Consider the following 19,526-nt stretch of genomic DNA (forward strand, 5'->3'; position numbering starts at 1 on the left):
AACCGAATGACCAAGCTCGGCCGTGCCGAGTTTGAACGCGGGGCATGAACAAGGTCACCGGTAGGGCGCTCTTCGATCAAATTCCGATCCCTGCAACAAGGTCACGAGGAAGTGGGTTTCGTAAAAATACACGTCAGGGAGCGGACGGATCGAATTCTCGGCGCTACGATCGTCGCCAGCCATGCCGGTGAAATGATCAGTGAGATTACTTTGGCAATGGTCGCAGGGGTCGGCCTGCGCACATTGGCTCGCGTCATTCATCCTTATCCCACCCAGTCTGAAGCGATAAAAAAGGCGGCGGATGCCTACAACCGTACACGTGCGACGACCGCCACTCAGTGGCTGTCACGGCTGTGGTCGAAACGATAACCCGGAAAGCGCAGAGCGATCCGCGTTCGCACTGCGTTTCGCTCACGCCGCTCTCTTGTTTGGGGAAGTGCCAGCGGATACTGTGACGACGGCCTGCAGAACATAAAGGTGCGCCGTGTACACCCATATCCTCATCTCGACGGACGGTTCTGAACTTGCGCAGCACGGCGTTGATCAGGGGTTGTCGTTGGCGAAAGCTCTCGGCAGCAAGGTAACCATCATTACGGCGACCCAGCCGATGGCGATACCGTCTGTCGGAATGGTGGAGAGTTGGGTGGGTTCGTCTTCGGATTCGCCAGGTACGACGACAGCCGAAGGAAACTCGCGGACGGTATCCTTTCTGCGGCAAAGGCCTCGGCTGAGAAGATGGGTGTCGACGCCATCGTCATCTATATTCCCGATGCGCTGCCAGCGATTGCAATCGTCAGCACCGCAGAAGCGCGTGGATGCGACCTGATCGTCATGGCCTCCCATGGTCGCAGGGGTATCAAAAGAGCTCTGCTGGGCAGTCAGACTTCCGAGGTCCTCGCACTCACGAAAATCCCGGTGCTCGTCGTCAAATAGCAATGGAACAATATGACCGAGCGGACGGCGTTAACGGCGCTGGCTTACGCATCGCGCGTTGCAGGTAGATCGAGCCGTAAGCTGCCTCTACACGCTCGAGATTTCCGCCTCGTCAAGAGATCGTTCAAACCGGCCACGAAATCGCTGCTGACGACCACCGCATTAAGATGGAAAGTCATGAATTGCCAAGCCAGTAGCCATTTTCCGTGGTGACCCCCTATGCGGGCTTTCCCCCGTCCGCCACAGACGATAGCTGTGGTGCATGTTGCTTTCGATTGAAGATTTGCAGAAATCCTATCCTGGCCCGGAAGGCCCGGTGCCCGTTCTGCGCGGCGTGACGCTCTCGCTCGACGCCGGCATGACGCTGGCGCTGACCGGCGAATCCGGCTCGGGCAAGAGCACGTTGCTGCACCTCGTGGCAGGTCTGGACGCTGCCGACGGCGGGCGCGTCCTGCTCGATGGGCAGGAGGTCACCGGGCTTAATGACCAGGGCCGCGCAAGGCTCAGGCGAAGCGCTGTCGGCATTATCTTTCAGCAGTTCAGCTTCGCGAGCCGATGATGGTTCGTGGTGAAGTGGATGCCGTGGCCGGCTTCACCACCTCAAGTTTGATGAGCGTGGTGGATCTTGGTGTCCCCTTCGAGAAGATAGTGGCTCTCCGGTACAATGATTTTGGGGTGAAGCAATACGGGACGGCCATCATTGTTCGCCCCGAATTCGCCCAGAAGAACCCCAAGACGGTCGCTGCGGCCGTTCGGGCAATCAACAACTCGTTGAAGGATGCGATCGCCAAGCCTCAGGAATCGGTGAAGGCAATCACGTCCCGCGATTCGCTCGCAAATCTTGGGACCGAGTGCGTCCGGCTGACCATGGGCCTCGAGAACCTGACGCTCACGCCCGAGTTCAAGGAGAAGGGCTTGAGCACGATCGATACGAAACGGCTTGAAGACTCAATGGAAGAAACCGCAAAGGCATTCGACATCAAGGACGTGCCGTCGATAGACGAAGTCTTTACAACGGCCTATTTGCCGCCCGTTGAAGACCGGATGCCCCCGGCGCTCGGATCATGCAAATAAGGCGGAAGGGAACCGTCTCTCGCAACCGTTGAAAAAGAAGCCGATCGCACGGTCGGCCCTCTTCGATTGTTGGCAAGCCAAGCTCAGCAGAGGTGGCTCGGCAAATTTGTGCAGCAAGCTAAGTGGAGTTTCTGCCTGAAGGGGGCCAGCATGGCCGCCGAACAGGAGATCAGATGACGAAACGAACACGCCGGAACCACAGTCCGGCATTCAAGGCGAAGGTGGCTCTGGCGGCCGTGAAGGGCGAGACGACGCTGTCGGAACTGGCGCAGCAGTTCGACGTTCACCCCAACCAGATCACGACCTGGCGCTCGCATTTGCTGGAAGGGGCTGCGGGGGTTTTCGGATCGGGTGGCCATACTGAACCAGCGGAGCCGGCGATCGACGTGAAGACGCTGCACGCCAAGATCGGCGAGTTGACGTTGGTGACGATTTTTTGTCCGCGGCGCTCGGCAAGGCGGGACTGTTGCCGAGCGCAAAACGATGATCGACCGTTCGCACGCACTGCCGGTGGCACGACAGGCGCGGGAGTTGGGTATCAGCCGGGGCAGCGTCTATTCTCTGCCAAGGTCGACCTCATCGGTCGATCTCGCCATCATGCGACGGATCGACGAGTTGCACATGGACTTCCCGTTCGCGGGCAGCTGGATGTTGCGTGACCTGCTTGGCGCCGAATGCATCAAGGTCGGTCGGCTGCACGTGTCGACGCTGATGAAGAAGATGGCGATCGAGGCGATCTACCGACGGCCGAACACTTCAAAGCCGGCGCCGGGGCACAAAATCTATCCCTATCTGCTGCGCAAGCTGGCGGTGAAGATTGCGATCAGCATGAACGGCAGGGGCGCTTGGCGGGACAATGTGTTTGTCGAACGCCTCTGGCGCTCGGTCAAATACGAGGAGGTCTATCTGTGGGCATATGGTTCCGTCAGCGACGCCCGCGCCTCCATCTGGCGATACCTGACGTTCTACAATAGCCGACGCCCGCACTCATCGCTTGACCGCAAGACACCCGATCAGGCTTACTTCAACCAACCGCTTCTCGCAGCGGCGTGAAACCGGCAGACACTCCACTTAGAAATCGCGCGAAACTGTCCAAACAAACCGAGCCACCTCTCTATCCAGAAGGTTCAAATGCCTGTTGCAAAAACGCATCAAAAGCCTTCACTGCTGGACGCATTGCAAAGTCACGCAAGTGTAGCCTGACCACAGCGCTACCCGGCAGTGCTTCTTCAAGCTGCAACATTTGAACCCGGCCACCATCATAGGTCGCGTCGCTCACGGGCGACGCGTTGTAGATAGTATAGCCCTGCCCATGCGCCACCAACCCGCGAACAAGTTCTTGGGAACGACAGCGATATGCTATGCGGGGAGTAACCTGTACCTTCCGAAAGAGATCAAGGAAATAATCCCGTGAGTGCGGCAGATCCAGAAGGATCAAAGGCTCGTCGGCTAGCTCTTTTAAGGAAATTGTTCCTCGATTTGCCAATGGATGCTCTGATGAAACCAGCGCTTTCGGAGGCAAATCAATTAGTTTTTTGGCTATCACATTATCAGGCAGATCAAGCTGATACGTTACGCTGATCTCGGTCTTTCCCGACATTAGCAGCGAGAGAACCCCCTCTTGATTTCCCTCTATCAGATTAACTTTAACATTTTTGTGCTTGTTTAAGAAGCGCTTCAGAAGCGCAGGCATGTATCGAGCAGCCAACGTTTCGAAACATCCGACCGAAATCTCTCCGGTGAGTTCGGTTCCCCATTCCTGCGCCCTTCGAAAGACATCCTGCGACTGCTTCAATAGCAGACGAGCTTCGCCAATGATGCTTTCGCCAGCCGGCGTCAGCGCAATGCCACGCGCATGAAACCGAACAAAAAGCTGGACACCCAGCTGCGCCTCCAAATCCGAGATAGCTGTGGAAATGGACGGCTGTGAGATATTGAGCATCCGAGCCGCTTTGGTGACGTTCCCACAGTCGGCGGCAGCGACCACATATTTCAACGGCTTCAGAGAAAACATCATTAAAAATTCCGATCTACATTGCCAGAATATAATATTTTTACGTTCTAGGCAAATGGGTCAGGATGCAGACATCAAATGGACGTCATTAAAAGGTGCAGGTATGATCAGAACGGGAAAGGCCTATCGTGAGGGCATTCGGGACGGGCGGGAAATCTGGATCGATGGAGAGTTGGTGAAGGATATCACCAAGCATCCTATGACCAAGCCCATCGTTGATATCCGCGCCCGCATGTTCGATATGCAGCATGAGGCTGCGTCGGCCGACGCCCTCTCCTATGAAGAAAGCGGAGAGCGTAACTCGATCTTCAACCGTCTGCCTCGGACACAGCAGGATTGGCACGACAAGACGAGCGCAGTCGATACCGTTTTGAAGGACGTTGGTGGTGTAGTAACCCGCGTCGGGGATGAGACGGTCGGCGAGATGTGGTCGCTTTACGATGGGCGCGAGGTGCTTGCCGAGATCGATCCGCGCTTTGCCGACAACATCACCAATCACATCCAGCGCGTCATCAGCGACGACATCTTCCACGTTTCCGCCAACACCGACCCCAAGGGTGACCGCTCGAAGCGCCCGCAGGATCAGGACCCGGATATGATGGTGCACGTGGTCAAGGAAACAGATGCCGGCATCGTCATTCGCGGAGCGAAATACGAGACGGCTTCCGGATATGCCGACCAGGCTTTCGTCAAGCCGACCGTAGGCGCCTGGACCGATGAAAAGCTTTCTGATTATGCATTGGGCGGGATCGTGCGCATGGGGGCACCCGGTGTACGCCACATAGCTCGCACCGGCTTTGCCGGCCGCGCCCCAAAGGACGACTACCCGCTGTCCAATTCATTCGACGAGGTCGACTTTCTCGTCATACTCGACAACGTGCTGATCCCTTGGGAGGATGTGTTCTTCTATCGTCATACCCGCGCGGCACAATATATCCGCGGCACGCTGCACCGCTATGCAGCCTATCCGTTCGTCCTGCGTATTCTGTATGTCGCCGATATGATGATTGGTGCGGCACTTTGGAACGCCAAGCAAACCGGCCTCGACAGGTTGCAGGCAGTCCGCGAGAAACTGGCCGATCTGGTGTGCTACCGCGAAGGGATCAATGCCCACCTGACCGCATCGATTGCCCTTGCAGAGAAGAGCCCCGGTGGTCTTCTGATGCCTAACCAATCGCTGCTCTATGCCGGACGGGTCTTTGCCTGCTCCAATCTGAACCAGATGATGCACATCGCCCGCGAGCTGTGCGGCGGACAGATCTGCATCACGCCGGACGCCGCATCCTTCAAGTCCGCGACGACACGGGATCTGTTGAACAAGTTCTACACCTTGAACGACAAGTGGTCTGCCGAAGACAGGCGCAAACTGCTCGCCTTCGCGCGCGATCTCCTGAACTCGGATTATGCCGGCCACAGGCTTACTTTCATCCAGTTTGCACAGGCGCCGCATTTCAACCATCTCGCATCGGTCTACAACGCGTTCGATTTCTCCGGGCCACTGGACTTCGTACGCAAGGCGGCCCGCCTTAGCGACGCCGTCATCTGAACCCCTAGCAGACCACTTCACGAGGAAACCAGGCATGAGCAGTCAAGCTGCCGGCGGGGCATCTGCGGCAAATAAACTGACAGGAGATCCCTTCTCCGAGATTGTGGACGTCGATGGACGCCTCTTTCTGCAATCGCTTACGGCAGCAGATGCCGGCGATGCCGCCGCGCAAGTTTCAGCCATCGTCCGCAAGGCCGAGATCTTGCTGGATAGAGCGAACGCAACGTTACGCGACATCCGTAAGATGATCGTCAACATTGTCGAGGGAGCCGACCGCGAGTCGGTTCTTTCGGCGTTGAAGCAGTATTTTCCCCGTGGGCTTCCCGGTCTCACCCTCTTTATCGCCAATGGGCTTTCCGATCCCGAAGCGAGCGTGCAGATCGATTTCGACGCCGTCAGAGCGAGCGGCGAAGAAAAGCAAGTCTCATTCCCCCGCACCGTCGGGGCTGTTACCGTTTCGCGGATCGGAAACGAGGTCTTTTTGTCGGCGATCGACGGCCTTGCGGACAATATGACAAGGCGAAGTCTCGCCGACGCCGCTGCCCAGGCGGAACTCGCCATGAGCCGCCTTTCCGAAGCGCTCGAGGCCGTTGGTGCAAGCGTGGAGGACGTGTGCAAGATCACGGTACACCTGCCCGACCGCTACTATCGTGAAGGGGCATATCCTCAAATCGGTCGCCGCCTCGGGGCCATTTATCCCGTCTCGACCGGCCTTATTGTCCAGGGCCTTTGCCGTCCGGGTGCGCTTTTCAGCATCGACGTACTGGTCCAGGCCGGGAATGGGGCCAAGCATCAACGCAACCGCAAGTACCAGACCGGCAACACGCTTTATGGTCAGTTGACGCAGAAGCTGGATTGCGGCTTCTGCATGTCCATCCTAGCGGGTGACAGAGTGTTCCTACGCGGCCAGACCGGCATGAACCTGGAGGGTATCCTGCATGAGCAGGCGGACGTGGCTGTGCAGAGTGAACAGGCCATGGAAAATGTGGTCGCCCTGCTGGCGGACGTGGGCGCGGACCTGAACGATGTGGCCAAGGCCACGCTGTTTGTCACCGACCCCGCTTATCTGGAGCCCAGCCGCGTTGTCCTTGCCCGATATCTGAAAGACATAAAGCCCGCCTTCTCGGCGGTGGTCGTCAAGGGATTGGCCGCGCCCAAGCTTCTGATGGAAGTGGATATATTTGCCATTCGCAAAAACTCTTCCTGATAACGCGCTCTTCGTCGGCATGTAGCAACAAAGGGTTGAAGTAAAGCCAACAAGGAAATCGGGACAAGATGAAACTGTTTTACGCGCAGACATCGCCATTCGTCCGTAAGGTGATGGTCGTTGCCCACGAACTCGGAATTGCCGACCGCATTGAACAAAGAGTAAGCGGCGCGCACCCGATCGACCGTGTTACGGATGTGGTGGAGCTAAACCCACTGGGAAAGATACCGTTGCTGATCACCGATGACGGCAGCGTCATCTATGACAGTGCCGTCATCTGCGAATACCTCAACAGCCAATGTTCAGGCGACATCATCCCCAACGAAGGCGAAAAGCGTTGGGAGGCCCTGACTCTCCAATCTTTGGGTAACGGTATGCTCGATGCTTCCATGCTCGCACGCTACGAGGTGGTGACCCGGCCCGAGGAGAAAGTCTGGCAGGTGTGGATAGAAAGCCAACTGGCAAAGGTCCGGTCCGGCGCAGACTTGATCGAGACGAAGGCAAAGGGGTTTGGTGATCGGGTGGATATCGGTACGATCACCCTTGCCTGTGCCTTCGGTTATCTTGACTTCCGTTTTCCCGATTTCAACTGGCGGAACGGGCGCCCCCTCGCAAAGGCCTGGTACGAGATGTTCCTGCAACGACCCTCGATGCTTTCGACCTTGCCGCCTATGTAAAATGGCAAGGCCCCAAGGAACAGCGATTACCGGAACACCCATCGCGATTGCCACTTTGATGTGTGTTGGCGTGGTGGCTGCAATGCAGGTCGGCAAGGTAGCCATCGCCACGCCGCTACTGCAGCGGGAACTAGGTTTCAATCTTCTAGAAATCGGCTGGATTCTCGGCGCTTATGCAACGCTGGGCGCGGTGTGTGCGCTGCAGTTCAGCTTGTCGGTGCGTGCCCGCCCGCCCCGTGACATGGTCATTACGGGCCTTGGCCTGATTGCCATCGGCAGCGGTCTGGGAATGGTCGCCGAAGGGCTGCCCCTTCTGCTCGTGTCAAGGCTGATTGAGGGATCCGGCTTTCTGATTATCGCGGTGGTGATACCCGCGCTGATCTCGCGCCTGAGCGACGAAAGCAATCGTAACCTCATCATCAGTATCTGGGCGGCCTATATGCCTGCGGGCATCGCGCTGATGATGCTTACCGCGCCGTTCCTGGACAGCATCGGCTGGCGGGCGGTTTGGGGCCTGAACGCACTAGCTGCCCTTGCTTGCATGGCGATGACCCGGGTTTTCGTTCCGCACCGTCCCGGCACAGGCAGCCAGACAGTATCGAGATGGAAGGCTGTAAGACAGGTCTTCTCCAATAGAGCCTGTGTCCTCGCGACAATGCTCTATGCCTTTTACACTGTCCAGTATTTCGCCCTAGTCGGCTTCCTGCCTTCCATGCTTACATCGGAACTGGGTATAAGCGTTGCACTGGTTGGCCTGATTTCTGCAGGCGCCGTTGCCGCAAATGGGGTCGGCAATGTGTTGACCGGCTTGCTGCTGCGGCGAGGCATTCCCTTCTGGCTGCCCACCTGTTGCGCCTTCGTCGCACTTGCCATTTTACCGCTAGGCTTCCTGAACGGCCCGGCAACATTGCTCCAAGTCACCGTGATGTCGGTGTTGTGGCTGATGATCGGCGGCATCCTACCTGCAAGTATTCTATCCTCCTCCCCAAGACTAGCCCCAGATGCAAGTCTCACAATAGTAGTCGTTGGCCTGTACCTGCAGGGAAGCAATGTCGGACAATTGGCCGGACCAGCGCTGTTCGGCTGGTGGGTGGAAACGCTCGGATGGGAAAGAGGCTTTGCCTATTTCATGACCTTATCGACGCTGGGCTTCGTAACGGCGTTGCGACTCTACCGGAAAACAAACAATCGCTCTTACACAGCGTGAGAAAGAGGCAACAATGACGCTACAACAACTGCGGGAACAGTTCATCGAGGGAATGAGCCATGCCGCCTGCACCGTCAGCGTGGTCACGACTGATGGACCGGCGGGCCGTGCCGGGGTAACGGTCTCGGCAATGGCCTCCGTTGCCGCCGACGGCCCTATGCCGACACTTCTTGTTTGTGTCCACCACCTCAGTTCCGTCGCAAAATTTATCCTTGAAAATGGGGTATTCTGCGTAAATGTTCTGCGGGAAAACCAGTCATTCATCTCCGATAGTTTCGCCGGCCGCCTTCCGGTGGAAGGAGGGGACAAGTTCAGTTGCACGGAGTGGATTACTGGGGAATCGGGCGTACCGAGGGTGGCCGATTGCCTTGTAGCCTTCGACTGTCGGCTCATTTCCAGCCGCCGGGTGGAGACGCATCACGTTTTCTTTGGTGGCGTCGAAAACGTCACTACTTCCAATATGGGCTCAGCTCTGATTTATGCCGACAGAGCTTACGGTAGACCAGCGCGGCTGCGCGCGAGCAAGCCCGCTCCGGCCGAGATGCTGTCGGATAAGCTGCGGCTCGGCTCCTTTCACACATTTGGCCCGTATGTGATCCCGCAGGTGATGTCGCGTATTTATGCCGGGGATCAGCCTGTCAGCCTCGACCTCACGGAAGGGGATCAGGAGACCCTCATGGATCAGTTGCGACAGGGCGAGATCGATATCGCCATTGTCTATGACATGGGCGTGTCACAGGATTTGGAAGTGGAGCGATTGGGCGAGATCGAGCCTTATGCGCTGCTTCCGGAGGCGCATGCATTGGCCTCGCAGCCGACGATTGCACTGGCGGACCTTGCCAAGGAGCCTCTGATCCTGCTGCAGACACCTCCCAGCGGGGATTACTTCCTTTCCCTTTTTGCTCAACATGGGCTGACCCCCAATGTCTGGATGCAGACCGGATCGTTCGAAATGGTTAGGGGGATGGTTGGCAATGGGCTTGGCTATGGCCTGCTGGGCACAAAACCTGCATCCAACATGAGCTATGACGGAAAAGCCTTGGTAACGAAGCCGATTACCGAGGAGACACCGTCAAGCCATATCGCTCTCGTCTACCGCAAGTCCCCCACTCTAGGAAAGGCAGCCCATCTCTTTGCAGATGAGTGCCGCCGGTACTTCCGAGCCTTTGAAATGGGTCAGTGACATGGCGCCGGCGGCCTTCAGCATAGGGTACAAGCCCGGTGTCCAGCATACCGGCGCCAAGGGCGGGCTATTGTCAGAACGGCACAGTCTGCGGATTGCGGGCTCGGCTTTCGTAAGCGACCTGCTGCGGAGCATACCGACTCCAAAGCGACCTCAACTCAGCTATCGGTGTATCATGCCAATCGACACGCAAATCGACAACCGGCCAGTCGTAGAAGCGAGCTACATGGAGGCCGGCAGAATGTTCGTCCTCCACCTCGCCACCTTCCGCAAGGCCTGCTTCGAGGGCCTTGAGAAGCCGTTCGCCAAGGTCCTCATTCGCGCTAGCGATGAAGCGATCTACCATTTTCTGGGGTGTATGAGGGGAAGCAAGCAAATTGCCGAAAGCGAAACAATCCTGCCCCGTCGCCTGTGCGGACTTCGGCAAAGCGTCAGAGCCGGTATGCATGGCGCTGTTGCCGTAACGGTCAACAACACCGATCTGCCGGTATTCCGCCCCGGACGTTCCTCCGAGCAAAAGAGACATTACCGCCTTGGCGCCCAGCCCTTGCCGTAACAGACTTTGCCCGGCCGGCCCCAGGGCGGGATCCGTAAGGTTCTGGGTCAAGACCGCGCCGAGAGGGCCGACCCAGGCGCAACGGCTCGCTACACAGATGGATGAGGAAGAGATTGCAACTCCAAAGGCATTAGTTCGGCTGCATCGCCCCGCGATTGAAAAGGTCATACTTACTCCTCCTGAGGTATGTACAAATTTTTTTGTAGGATTACCAAAATGACTAAAGAAATTCAAGATGTTTTGAACAATTTAATATCTTTTAATACAGTTAGCTCTCTTAGCAATATGAGTGCTGTTAATTATATATCGAATTACCTTGGTCGGTATACAAAAAATATTCGAATAATTCCAGATTCGGTGGAAAACAAGGCCTCTATACTCGCAAGTTTCGGCCCGATAGACCGCCCCGGAGTCGTCCTCTCCGGCCACACCGATGTGGTGCCCGTTGACGGGCAGCAATGGTCTAGCGACCCGTTTGACGCCACTTTCAGGAACGGCCGGATATACGGGCGGGGTGCAACCGACATGAAAGGGTTCGTCGCCGTCGCCGTCGCGCATGCCAAAAAATTCGCCAGCGCCGCCACGGCATTACCGATCCACATCGCGCTATCTTACGACGAGGAACTCGGTTGCAAAGGCGCTCCACCGCTGGTCAGGCAAGTTGCCTCGCTGGCTGGACGCCAGCACCTCTGCATCGTGGGCGAGCCGACCAGCATGATAGTGGTGCGTGGGCACAAGGGAAAGGTTGCCAGACGCATCGAGATCCGAGGCAAGGGCGGGCACTCCTCCCTCCCCCATAAGGGCGCGAACGCCGCAGTCGCGGCGGCAAAAATCGCGGTAGCCCTGGATGAGATTGCAAAAGAACTGAAGACGCAAAAGTCCAGCGAGCCTTTTGATCCGCCCTGGAGCACCCTTCACATAGGGTGCCTGCACAGCGGAACCGCGCTAAATCTGATTCCGGACCGGGCGGAGGTTGCCTTTGAGATCCGTTCTGTCCCGGAAACGGCGGTGGAGTCGGTGCTCGACCGCATCGAAGACCGCGTAGCAGAAATCCGGCGGGAGCTTCAGGGTTGCGCAGAGGAAGCCGATATCGTTGTCCATGCCACGGCAGCCTATCCCGGGCTGGCCATAGATGCGCGGGACGAGGCTGTTCGCATGGCGACACGGCTTGCTGGCTCGAATGCCGTGCCGGAAATCGTCAGCTTCGGTACAGAAGCTGGATTATTCCAGGCCGCAGGCATTCCGACGGTGGTTTGTGGCCCTGGCCACATCTCGCGCGCTCACAAGCCGGACGAATGGATTGGCATTGATGAACTGGAAAGTGCGGCTCGGATGATGGAGCGGATTGCTCAGCTTGCGTCAAAGGGTTGGGAGGCGTTGCGGCGATGAACAAACTTCCGGATACGATGCAAGCCATAATGGTGGAAGTTCCCGGCGGAGCGGATGTACTTCGCTTGAAAACCGTGCCTATTCCGACCCCGCAGCACCAGAAAGTCCTGATAAAGGTCGATTTCGCAGGTGTGTGCCGTCCCGACCTCATGCAACGAGAGGGTAAATTCCCTGCGCCTCCTGGAGACTCTCCAATTCTCGGTCTCGAGGTATCGGGGGAAGTCATCGAAGTCGGAGCGGAGGCCGACGCGTCGCTGATTGGCCAGAAGGTCGCTGCCTTGTTACCTGGCGGCGGTTACGCCGAATATGCAGTGGCAGATGGCCGTCTTTGCCTTCCCGTCCCCGCCTCTCTGTCGATGCAGGAGGCTGGCGGCTTGCCGGAATCGCTGTTTACCGTCTGGCACAATCTGTATGAACTGGCAGATCTTCGGCCCGGCGAAACGGTATTGATCCACGGCGGCGCAAGCGGAGTTGGAACGATCGCCATTCAGCTCGCCCGCGCTACCGGTGCGAGGGTTCTGGCGACTGTCGGCTCGCAAGACAAAGCCGAGGCGATCCGCTCCATCGGCTGCGACCGCCCAATTGTCTACAAACGCGAAGACTTCGTCGCGGTCGCTCAGGAAGAAACAGGTGGGCGTGGCATCGACGTGGTGCTGGATATCGTCGGAGGTCCCTATTTGGCCCGCAATCTCTCTGCCCTGGGTACAAACGGCAGACATGTCAGCATCTCGTTCATGCAAGGTTCCGTCGTGCCGATCGATCTTGCAATCATCATGGCCAAGGGCCTCAGGCTAACCGCTTCTTCCCTGCGCCCGAAGACGAACGACGAGAAAGCACGGATCGCCCGCGCAATCGAAAAGCACGCGTGGCCCCTGATTGGACGGGGAGTTGTTCGGCCAATGATACATAAGGTACTGCCGCTTGCCGAAGCGGCAGCGGCTCATTTAATGCTGGAGGCATCCTCGCATATCGGAAAGGTTCTCCTGAAAATGCCTCCCTGACGCGAGGCCGTATCAATACCCGAAGGCTGTATTGACCTGGAGCAATGGCGGAAGCCCCCTGAGCACGCGCGACATTTCAGCCGCAACGTCTTGCGCGGCTTTCTCTGGCACTGCAATGCTTGCCAGATGAGCTGTGATCGTGACGTTGGGCATATCCCAGAGGGGATGTTCCTGTGGCAAAGGCTCGACTTCGAAGACGTCCAGCATTGCCGCTGCAACGTGTCCGGTGCGAAGTGCCTCCACAAGTGCTGTTTCCTTAATCACTGCGCCCCTGGAAACATTTATGACGCGGGCACCCCGTGGCAGTGCGGCCAGTTCCCGTTCTCCGATCAGTCCACGGGTCTGCGACGTCAGCGGCAACATGACCACCAGCATATCCAAGCCCCCTAGGAAGCCGTCGAGTTGCTCTCTTCCGGAATAAACCGAGACGCCTTCTTTCTCGCGGGGACTGCGTGTCCATGCCCGCACCTGAAGTCCGAGCCCAGTCAAAGCATCCGCAGCCGCAGCCCCAAGCGTACCAAGACCGAGCAAGCCGACCGTGATCGTATGCAGCGGCCTAGGGTGAATGTACTGCCAGCGCTTTTCCCGCTGGGCACGCTCCATCGCTGGGAAGTCACGTGCGTATCGGGTAACCCCGTAGACGACATAGCTCGCCATCAAGGCAGCCATGCCCTGATCGCCAAGGCGCGTGATCGAAACGCCCGCCGGAAGGTCGGGGCGCGAGACAAGCGAATCCACCCCTGCCCCAAGGTTGACCACCAGTTCGATATTCGGAAATCGCGAAAAGAAATTCGCCGGCGCCTGCCAGACCAACGCGAATTTCACATTGGTTGCATCATGGACCTGATCATCGGTGCAAAGTTCCACATCGGGACAAGCCGCCTCGATCAAACCCTTCCAGGTAGCAAAATCATCACAGTCACTATAAAATACAGCGACACTCTTTATTGACATATCTTATTAAACCCCACACCTGCAAAGACCATCCTTAATTACTCTTCTCTGATCAGGTGAGAGGCTGCGTCGATGGCCATAAGATAACCCGTAGGACCCAAGCCGGCAATCACTGCACTGGCGGCTCGCGAGACGTAGGAGTGATGCCGGAACGGTTCCCGCTTCCAGATATTGCTCATGTGTACCTCAACAATGGGCTTCTGAAGGGCCAGTAGCGCATCAAGGACAGAGATCGAGGTATAAGTCAGGCCAGCAGCATTTATGATGAGCGCATTTGCCTTCTGGCGCGCCTCCTGAATCCAGTCGACTAAAACACCTTCGTGGTTTGTTTGTCTGAATTCCAGGTCGATCGAGGCCGCTATCGCATGTTGCTCGCAACGCGCCTGGATCGCCGGGAAGCTTTCACCCCCATACTGGCCTGACGTATCCAGACCATAGAGATTTGCATTCGGGCCGTTCAGAAAGAATACGTTCTTCCTCGCCGTCATGTAATGGCTCCTGATTTTCGTGTGCACTTATTTCATAAGATTCGGTAACCAGAGGACAAGGTCCGGCATAGCGATAATCAGTCCCATCAAGAATATATTGATGGCGATGTAGGGTGCAGCGGCGCGGTATATATCACCCATGGTTGTGTTCTTCGGCGCGACCCCCTTCATGACGAAGAGCGACAGGCCGAATGGGGGGGTGATCGTCGCCATCTCGAGGTTCACCATCATGATGATCCCGAACCAGATTGGATCCCAGTCCATCTGATGGACGATCGGCAGGAAGATCGGGATTGTGACTAGAACGATCGACGTCTGCTCGATGAACATGCCCAGGAATATGACGAGCAGTTGCATCAGGATGAGCAGCACCAGCGGATGCACGGGCAGATCGCTTGCCAGGTGGGTAATTGCGCTGGTCGCCCCAGAGAAGCTGACCAACTGGCTGAAGGCAGCCGAGCCCGTAAGGATGATCAGGACCATAACAGATAGCTGCATTGCGGAGCCTACGCCTTTGACGAGCACCTCCCAATTGAGCTTGCGGTAGAGGATGGCCAGCACAAAGGTCAGAAAGGTCCCGATCGCGGCGGCTTCCGTCGGCGTGGCGGTGCCGTAGAAGATCAGCCCGATAATCATGAATACGACGGAGATCGGCGGCACAAGATAGATGGCTGCATCGCGGAGACGTTGCCCTAACGGCACGTTGGGCACCTCATAGACGGGTGCCTCATGCGGGCGCAAAGTGGCGCGGATGACGATGTAGCCGATGCATAATACCGCCAGCAGGAGGCCCGGTACAATGATGCCAATCAGGATCTTAGCCACCGAGAACCCGCCTAGGCTAGCCAGGATGATCGCCAGCGTGCTCGGCGGGATGAGGATGGCCAGGCCACCGCTGGCTAGGATCGGACCGATCGACATCGCCTTACCATAGCCGCGCTTTTCCATCTCCGGCGTAAGTGTCGAGCCGAGAATGGCAACCGAGCCCATCGCCATCCCGGTCAGCGTTCCAAGAAGCGCGCCTGCACCGATGGCCAGCACCGAAAGCCGACCGGCGACGAAGCCAAGCCACTGATCCAGCACCTCAATCATCCGCAGGGCAATGCCCGAATGGAACATGATCGCACCCATCAGGATGAACATCGGCACCGGTACCAGCACGAATGTAGAGATCGAGCTGTCGATGCTTAGGATCAACTGGTTGAAACCGGAGACGCCGCCCCAGAGGTAGAAGACGCCCACTAGGTTGACCAGCAGAAAGGCGATGGCGACCGGCAGGCCGATGACCATCAAGAAACCGAGGCCGATGAAGAAAAGCAAAAGGAATTGCCACCAGATCATAATGCTCAGGTCTCCAGGCGCGGGGTGTCAGAAATCACGACTTCGCCTTTGTAGAAACGCACTGCGCGCCGCAGGAATTCAATACCGAGAAGTAGGCACCCCACAGGGATCACCCAGAGATTTACGGCTCGTGGGATGTCGAGCTCGGCGGCGACGACGACGCCGCGCTGTAGCGAGAGCAAGACGGCCGACGTTCCGAACCAGGCGAGCACGAAACACACGACCGCGCCGATCAGCGAACTCACAGACATAACCACGTTCCGAACCTGCGGGCGCAGATTGGCGGTGACGATATCGACCGAGACATGGCCGTCGCGACGCAGGACCCATGCGGCCCCAAGGAAGGTGATGTAAACCATCATCGTTCCGCTGACCTGATCGATGCCGAGGATGCCGTGGTTAAACAATGCCCTGAATACCACCTTCAGAACGGTCGCGAGCATCATCACTACCAGTAACACCGATGCGACCCCTGCAAAAAAGTCGAGCATGAAATCGAATGAGCGTTCGACCTTGTTCATGAGAGACTGCCTAAGTGAGGGTTCAATGGGGAGCGAAAGAAAGTTCGCCCACTCTTAAATAGGTCGATTCATCGCTACGTTCTCGACATCACCCCTCGGAATCCGAGAGGCCTTGCGGAACGTGTGATTTCGCACAGAGGATTGCGCCGCCTTATCGGGAAAGGCGGCGCAATTCCTATTTATTGCGAGCTCAATAGTCTCTTGGCTTCCGAGAACTTATCTGTAGGTATTATACCCTGCAGATAAGCCCATAGAGACTCATTGGCAATTCTGGTCCACTCGTCTTTTTCCTCATCTGTTATCTCGATGACCTGCATACCGGCTTCTTTGATCTTCGAAAGCTGGTCGTCCTGCATCTTGCCAACTCGCGCCTTAGCCCACTCCTGTGTCTCGGTAACGGCCTTAAGCATGATCGCCTGCTGGTCGGACGTCAGGCTATCCCACTTGCTGAGATTCATGTCGATGCCAAGTCCGGAGCGGTACATCGGCTGATTGATCACATACTTGCTGATACTCTGCCAACCATAATTCGTGAAACCGTCAGAGATAGGCCAAGTGAACCCGTCGACCACTCCTCGATCGACGGCTAGGAAGATTTCCGACGGTGGCAAGGTGATCGTTTCAGCCTTCACTGCTTGGGCAAAGGGGCGTGCGAGTGGCGGCACGCGCAACTTAATTCCGCTGAGGTCTTCGAGACTAGTTACCTCTTTCTGCGTGATCAGGAAATGCGATCCAGCGCCCGGGGTGCCAGCAAAATGACCCAAATAGCGGACACCGTGCTCGGCATACATCTTGACCATGAATGCAAAGAGATCGGAATCAACGCCACCGTCAGGGATGTCCTTCATGGAAAGCTCGGTAATGTAGCCGCCGGGGACGATACCGGCCCAGTAGTTCGGCGCCCCGTACCACACGTCAAAAACGCCGTTGACGAGAGCTTCAGGTTGGTCAAGCGGCGAAAGCACATCCGCCGCGCCTATATATTGAATCTTGATGTGCCCTTCCGAAAGACGGTCGACCACCTCTATGAACTGATGGCCGATCTCAGCTATCGGAGAAACTGAAGGAGCCCAAGCTCCGACCATTCTGAGCGTAACATCTTCTGCGTGCGCAGTGCCAAAAGTGGCCAAGCCGGTCACGAGGCATGCTCCAAGAGCAGATATCTTCCACGATCGATTCATCGATATTTCCCCTTTATTTGTTTTGGTGAAAGATTCAAAATAATGTGGTGCTAAGAACCGATTAAAGAAAATATTTTGTTTCAAGGCAATGAATCAAAAGTTTCGATGCAAACGCCAGTCGTCCGAACATTTCCGAATGCGCCCTGGTGGGTTGATTCCAACGTTTGGTGCCCGCGTCTAATGAGACCTGTGCGCGGTAAGCATCCTGCGTTGATTTTGTTTGAGCTTTTTGGCTTCGAGGTTAAAGGGTGCAAAGAGATCAGCGCAACGTCGTCGGCTGTGGCTTGTGACGCTCCCCTGTGAGAGTTAGGGTGGTCTTTTCCCGCTATCCAGCCTAGCGATGATCTTCAAACTGCGTTTCATATTGTAGGCGATAGCGGTGAGATGAATTTGAACGCCTGCCTTGGCAAGCTCTCGCCATCGCATTCGGCGAAGGCCGTAGCTTCGTTTCCACGTGCCGAAAATCGTCTCGATCCGGCCCCGAATACGGTGGATCGGTTGGTTCCAGGCTTCAAGGCGCGCCAGTGGTTCAGCTTCGTCGCGGGTTGTTGCAAACTCTTCGGTAATGGTCGGCTGGCATGAGGACATCTCCGTTTTCTCGAGATCGTTTCATGTTCAAAGACCGACATTTCGACCGATCGGTGATCTTGCTGTGCATTCGCTGGTATCTGGCCTATGGCTTGACCCTACGGGATATGAAGGAGATGATGGCTGAGCGCGGCATCAGCATCGACCATTCGACAATCCACGACCTGTGAAAAAATCCTGTTTGGACCTGAAATATGCTATGGTTCTGGAAGTGTTTCCGGGGGGATTTGGGGATGAATCGCATCGATCCGAAAGCATCAGTGAATGTTGCCGCAGCATCTAACGGTCATATAACTCAATCGCGAAGCAGGCCAGTTCGACTGGTGCAAGCGGATCGTCGGCAGCTTTGTTGGGAGATGCTGGATGTTGAACGGCTGGTGGAAGAAGATCATCCTGCTCGGGCGATCTGGGAATTGGTTGGCCAACTTGATCTGTCTGCCTTTGCGGCAGGGATTGGCTCGCTTGAAGGTGTTGCCGGGCGACCCGCCTATGATCCGCGGCTTCTGGTGAGCTTATGGATTTACTCTTACAGCCGCGGTATCGGATCTGCCCGTGAGGTGGAGCGTCGCTGTGAACACGATCCGGGCTTTCGCTGGTTGATGGGGCTCCTTGTCATCAATCACCATACCCTGTCCGACTTTCGCCTTGCCCATCGCGAAGCTCTTGATGAAATGTTCACCCAAGTACTCGCCGTGCTAAGCACAGAGGGTCTGATCTCTCTGCAGACCGTCATGCATGATGGTACGAAAATCACTGCGCAGGCGGGGCCAGGCTCTTTCAAGCAGGAAGCGCAGATCGTCAAGCATCTGGCCGCCGCACGAGATTATGTCGCTTCGATGGGAGATCCTCGTAACGGGGAAGCAACAGTCCGGCAGACCGCTGCACGCGAACGGGCTGGGCGCGAACGCATTGAACGGCTTGAACAGGCGCTTCTCCATGCCCAACAGATAAGTATGGCCAAGCGCCCCGGCTATGCGCGCGCCCGCCAGCGGCAGACCGGGGTTAGTTCAACAGATCCGGAAGCGCGGATCATGCGTCATGGCGATGGCCACTACGCCTTGAGTTATAACGTCCAGATATCGACGGATGCAGCTCATGGCATTGCCGTGGGTCTGGATATTGGACAAACGGCCCCTGACTACGAATACCTTGCTCCAGCAATTGAGCAGATTGGAAAGCGCTTGGGTCAGTCACCTGATCAGATGGTGGTGGACGCAGGTTATACCAGTCGGGCGAACATTCTGGCCGCGCATGAGAAAGACATTGAACTTGTTGGGCCATGGACTGAAACTGATGGCCGCGCCAAGCAACGGTTTGCGCGTGTTGGGGTAACGGACGCTTTCCTGCCCGACAAGTTCCAGTATGATACGGCGTCTGACAGCTACGTTTGTCCGGAAGGCAAGATACTCACCGCTCGCTATGGCCATGTGCGACCTGGAAGAAAGATGGTGCGTTATCTGGCCAGCCCGACCGATTGTCGGCCATGCCCCAGTCGCCGCCAATGTTGCTCAGGCAACCAGCGCTATGGGCGATCGATTGTCGTTACACACGAGGACCCTGTAGGGCGATGTCACGGTAACGGCTTGTGAGGAGCCATGGCGATAGACGCACATGCATGAACAACTTGCCCATCAGCTACAAGCGCCATCGCTTCCCGCCTCAGATC

General features: G+C 56.8%; 19 protein-coding genes and 3 pseudogenes. 14 read left to right on the forward strand and 8 right to left on the reverse strand.

The genetic code is table 11. The annotated features are described in order from the left end of the window. Window positions 1-111 precede the first annotated feature (111 nt). The 5 genes and pseudogenes from ACX3P0_RS24150 to ACX3P0_RS24170 all read left to right on the forward strand — a co-directional run bounded on the left by ACX3P0_RS24150 (window position 112) and on the right by ACX3P0_RS24170 (window position 3,060). Window positions 112-369: a hypothetical protein gene (locus ACX3P0_RS24150; protein ID WP_459092605.1), complete on the forward strand. Its 258-nt coding sequence runs from the start codon at window positions 112-114 to the stop codon at window positions 367-369. A gap of 115 nt (window positions 370-484) precedes the next feature. Further along, a pseudogene (locus ACX3P0_RS24155) lies at window positions 485-933 on the forward strand (universal stress protein). Between the two features lie 262 nt (window positions 934-1,195). Further along, a complete protein-coding gene (locus ACX3P0_RS24160; RefSeq protein WP_459092607.1) occupies window positions 1,196-1,492 on the forward strand; it encodes an ATP-binding cassette domain-containing protein in 297 nt (98 codons plus the stop codon). Beyond that, window positions 1,492-2,007: an ABC transporter substrate-binding protein gene (locus ACX3P0_RS24165; protein ID WP_459092609.1), complete on the forward strand. Its 516-nt coding sequence runs from the start codon at window positions 1,492-1,494 to the stop codon at window positions 2,005-2,007. The genes ACX3P0_RS24160 and ACX3P0_RS24165 overlap by 1 nt, the downstream gene beginning before the upstream one ends. Window positions 2,008-2,180: 173 nt before the next feature. Then, window positions 2,181-3,060: pseudogene (locus tag ACX3P0_RS24170) on the forward strand (integrase core domain-containing protein). 61 nt (window positions 3,061-3,121) lie between these two features. On the opposite strand, the gene ACX3P0_RS24175 reads toward ACX3P0_RS24170, so the two are convergent. Beyond that, window positions 3,122-4,024 (reverse strand): LysR family transcriptional regulator, encoded by a 903-nt coding sequence (locus tag ACX3P0_RS24175; protein ID WP_459092611.1) that lies wholly within the window; start codon window positions 4,022-4,024, stop codon window positions 3,122-3,124. Here ACX3P0_RS24175 and ACX3P0_RS24180 point away from each other — a divergent pair. The 5 genes from ACX3P0_RS24180 to ACX3P0_RS24200 all read left to right on the forward strand — a co-directional run bounded on the left by ACX3P0_RS24180 (window position 3,963) and on the right by ACX3P0_RS24200 (window position 9,841). After that, window positions 3,963-5,567, forward strand: coding sequence for a 4-hydroxyphenylacetate 3-hydroxylase family protein (locus ACX3P0_RS24180; RefSeq protein ID WP_459092613.1), 1,605 nt, complete (start codon window positions 3,963-3,965; stop codon window positions 5,565-5,567). The two genes, ACX3P0_RS24175 and ACX3P0_RS24180, sit on opposite strands and share 62 nt — an antisense overlap. A gap of 34 nt (window positions 5,568-5,601) precedes the next feature. Then, on the forward strand, window positions 5,602-6,774 hold the full coding sequence (locus tag ACX3P0_RS24185) for a Rid family hydrolase (RefSeq protein WP_459092615.1): 1,173 nt from the start codon (window positions 5,602-5,604) through the stop codon (window positions 6,772-6,774). 68 nt (window positions 6,775-6,842) lie between these two features. Beyond that, window positions 6,843-7,451, forward strand: a complete 609-nt coding sequence (locus ACX3P0_RS24190) for a glutathione S-transferase (RefSeq protein ID WP_459092617.1) — start codon at window positions 6,843-6,845, stop codon at window positions 7,449-7,451. Window positions 7,452-7,509: 58 nt separating this feature from the next. Beyond that, complete coding sequence (locus tag ACX3P0_RS24195) at window positions 7,510-8,658, forward strand: MFS transporter (protein ID WP_459092641.1); 1,149 nt, start codon at window positions 7,510-7,512, stop codon at window positions 8,656-8,658. Window positions 8,659-8,671: 13 nt separating this feature from the next. Next, entirely contained in the window at window positions 8,672-9,841 is a 1,170-nt protein-coding gene (locus ACX3P0_RS24200; protein WP_459092619.1) for a LysR substrate-binding domain-containing protein, read from the forward strand. Window positions 9,842-9,914: 73 nt separating this feature from the next. Here ACX3P0_RS24200 and ACX3P0_RS24205 read toward each other — a convergent pair whose 3' ends face one another. Further along, window positions 9,915-10,565 carry a DUF1028 domain-containing protein gene (locus ACX3P0_RS24205; RefSeq protein ID WP_459092621.1) on the reverse strand — a complete coding sequence of 217 codons (651 nt, stop codon included), beginning with the start codon at window positions 10,563-10,565 and terminating at the stop codon, window positions 9,915-9,917. Between the two features lie 48 nt (window positions 10,566-10,613). Here ACX3P0_RS24205 and argE point away from each other — a divergent pair, with 48 nt between their 5' ends. Both argE and ACX3P0_RS24215 read left to right on the forward strand, forming a co-directional pair. Beyond that, the gene (gene argE / locus ACX3P0_RS24210) at window positions 10,614-11,786 is read left to right on the forward strand and encodes an acetylornithine deacetylase (protein WP_459092623.1); all 1,173 of its coding nucleotides are present in this window, start codon (window positions 10,614-10,616) and stop codon (window positions 11,784-11,786) included. Beyond that, window positions 11,783-12,787 (forward strand): NAD(P)H-quinone oxidoreductase, encoded by a 1,005-nt coding sequence (locus ACX3P0_RS24215; RefSeq protein ID WP_459092625.1) that lies wholly within the window; start codon window positions 11,783-11,785, stop codon window positions 12,785-12,787. Before argE ends, ACX3P0_RS24215 begins: the two co-directional genes overlap by 4 nt. A 12-nt stretch (window positions 12,788-12,799) precedes the next feature. On the opposite strand, the gene ACX3P0_RS24220 is transcribed toward ACX3P0_RS24215, so the two are convergent. From ACX3P0_RS24220 to ACX3P0_RS24245, 6 genes are all read right to left on the reverse strand, one after another. Beyond that, on the reverse strand, window positions 12,800-13,678 hold the full coding sequence (locus ACX3P0_RS24220) for an NAD(P)-dependent oxidoreductase (RefSeq protein ID WP_459092627.1): 879 nt from the start codon (window positions 13,676-13,678) through the stop codon (window positions 12,800-12,802). A 101-nt stretch (window positions 13,679-13,779) separates the two neighbouring features. Beyond that, window positions 13,780-14,229, reverse strand: a complete 450-nt coding sequence (locus tag ACX3P0_RS24225) for a type II 3-dehydroquinate dehydratase (RefSeq protein WP_459092629.1) — start codon at window positions 14,227-14,229, stop codon at window positions 13,780-13,782. Window positions 14,230-14,256: 27 nt separating this feature from the next. After that, complete coding sequence (locus tag ACX3P0_RS24230) at window positions 14,257-15,570, reverse strand: TRAP transporter large permease (protein WP_459092631.1); 1,314 nt, start codon at window positions 15,568-15,570, stop codon at window positions 14,257-14,259. 5 nt (window positions 15,571-15,575) lie between these two features. Further along, entirely contained in the window at window positions 15,576-16,091 is a 516-nt protein-coding gene (locus tag ACX3P0_RS24235) for a TRAP transporter small permease (protein ID WP_459092633.1), read from the reverse strand. 179 nt (window positions 16,092-16,270) lie between these two features. Further along, window positions 16,271-17,356, reverse strand: a complete 1,086-nt coding sequence (gene dctP / locus ACX3P0_RS24240) for a TRAP transporter substrate-binding protein DctP (protein WP_459092635.1) — start codon at window positions 17,354-17,356, stop codon at window positions 16,271-16,273. A 222-nt stretch (window positions 17,357-17,578) separates the two neighbouring features. After that, window positions 17,579-17,860 (reverse strand): transposase, encoded by a 282-nt coding sequence (locus ACX3P0_RS24245; RefSeq protein WP_459092637.1) that lies wholly within the window; start codon window positions 17,858-17,860, stop codon window positions 17,579-17,581. Window positions 17,861-17,883: 23 nt separating this feature from the next. On the opposite strand from ACX3P0_RS24245, the pseudogene ACX3P0_RS24250 reads away from it, so the two are divergent. Both ACX3P0_RS24250 and ACX3P0_RS24255 read left to right on the forward strand, forming a co-directional pair. Further along, window positions 17,884-18,021, forward strand: a pseudogene (locus ACX3P0_RS24250) (IS6 family transposase); the annotation flags it as partial. A gap of 72 nt (window positions 18,022-18,093) precedes the next feature. Beyond that, entirely contained in the window at window positions 18,094-19,449 is a 1,356-nt protein-coding gene (locus ACX3P0_RS24255; RefSeq protein WP_459092639.1) for an IS1182 family transposase, read from the forward strand. The last annotated feature ends 77 nt before the right edge of the window (window positions 19,450-19,526 follow it).

It is taken from the genome of Mesorhizobium sp. A556 (assembly GCF_054489545.1).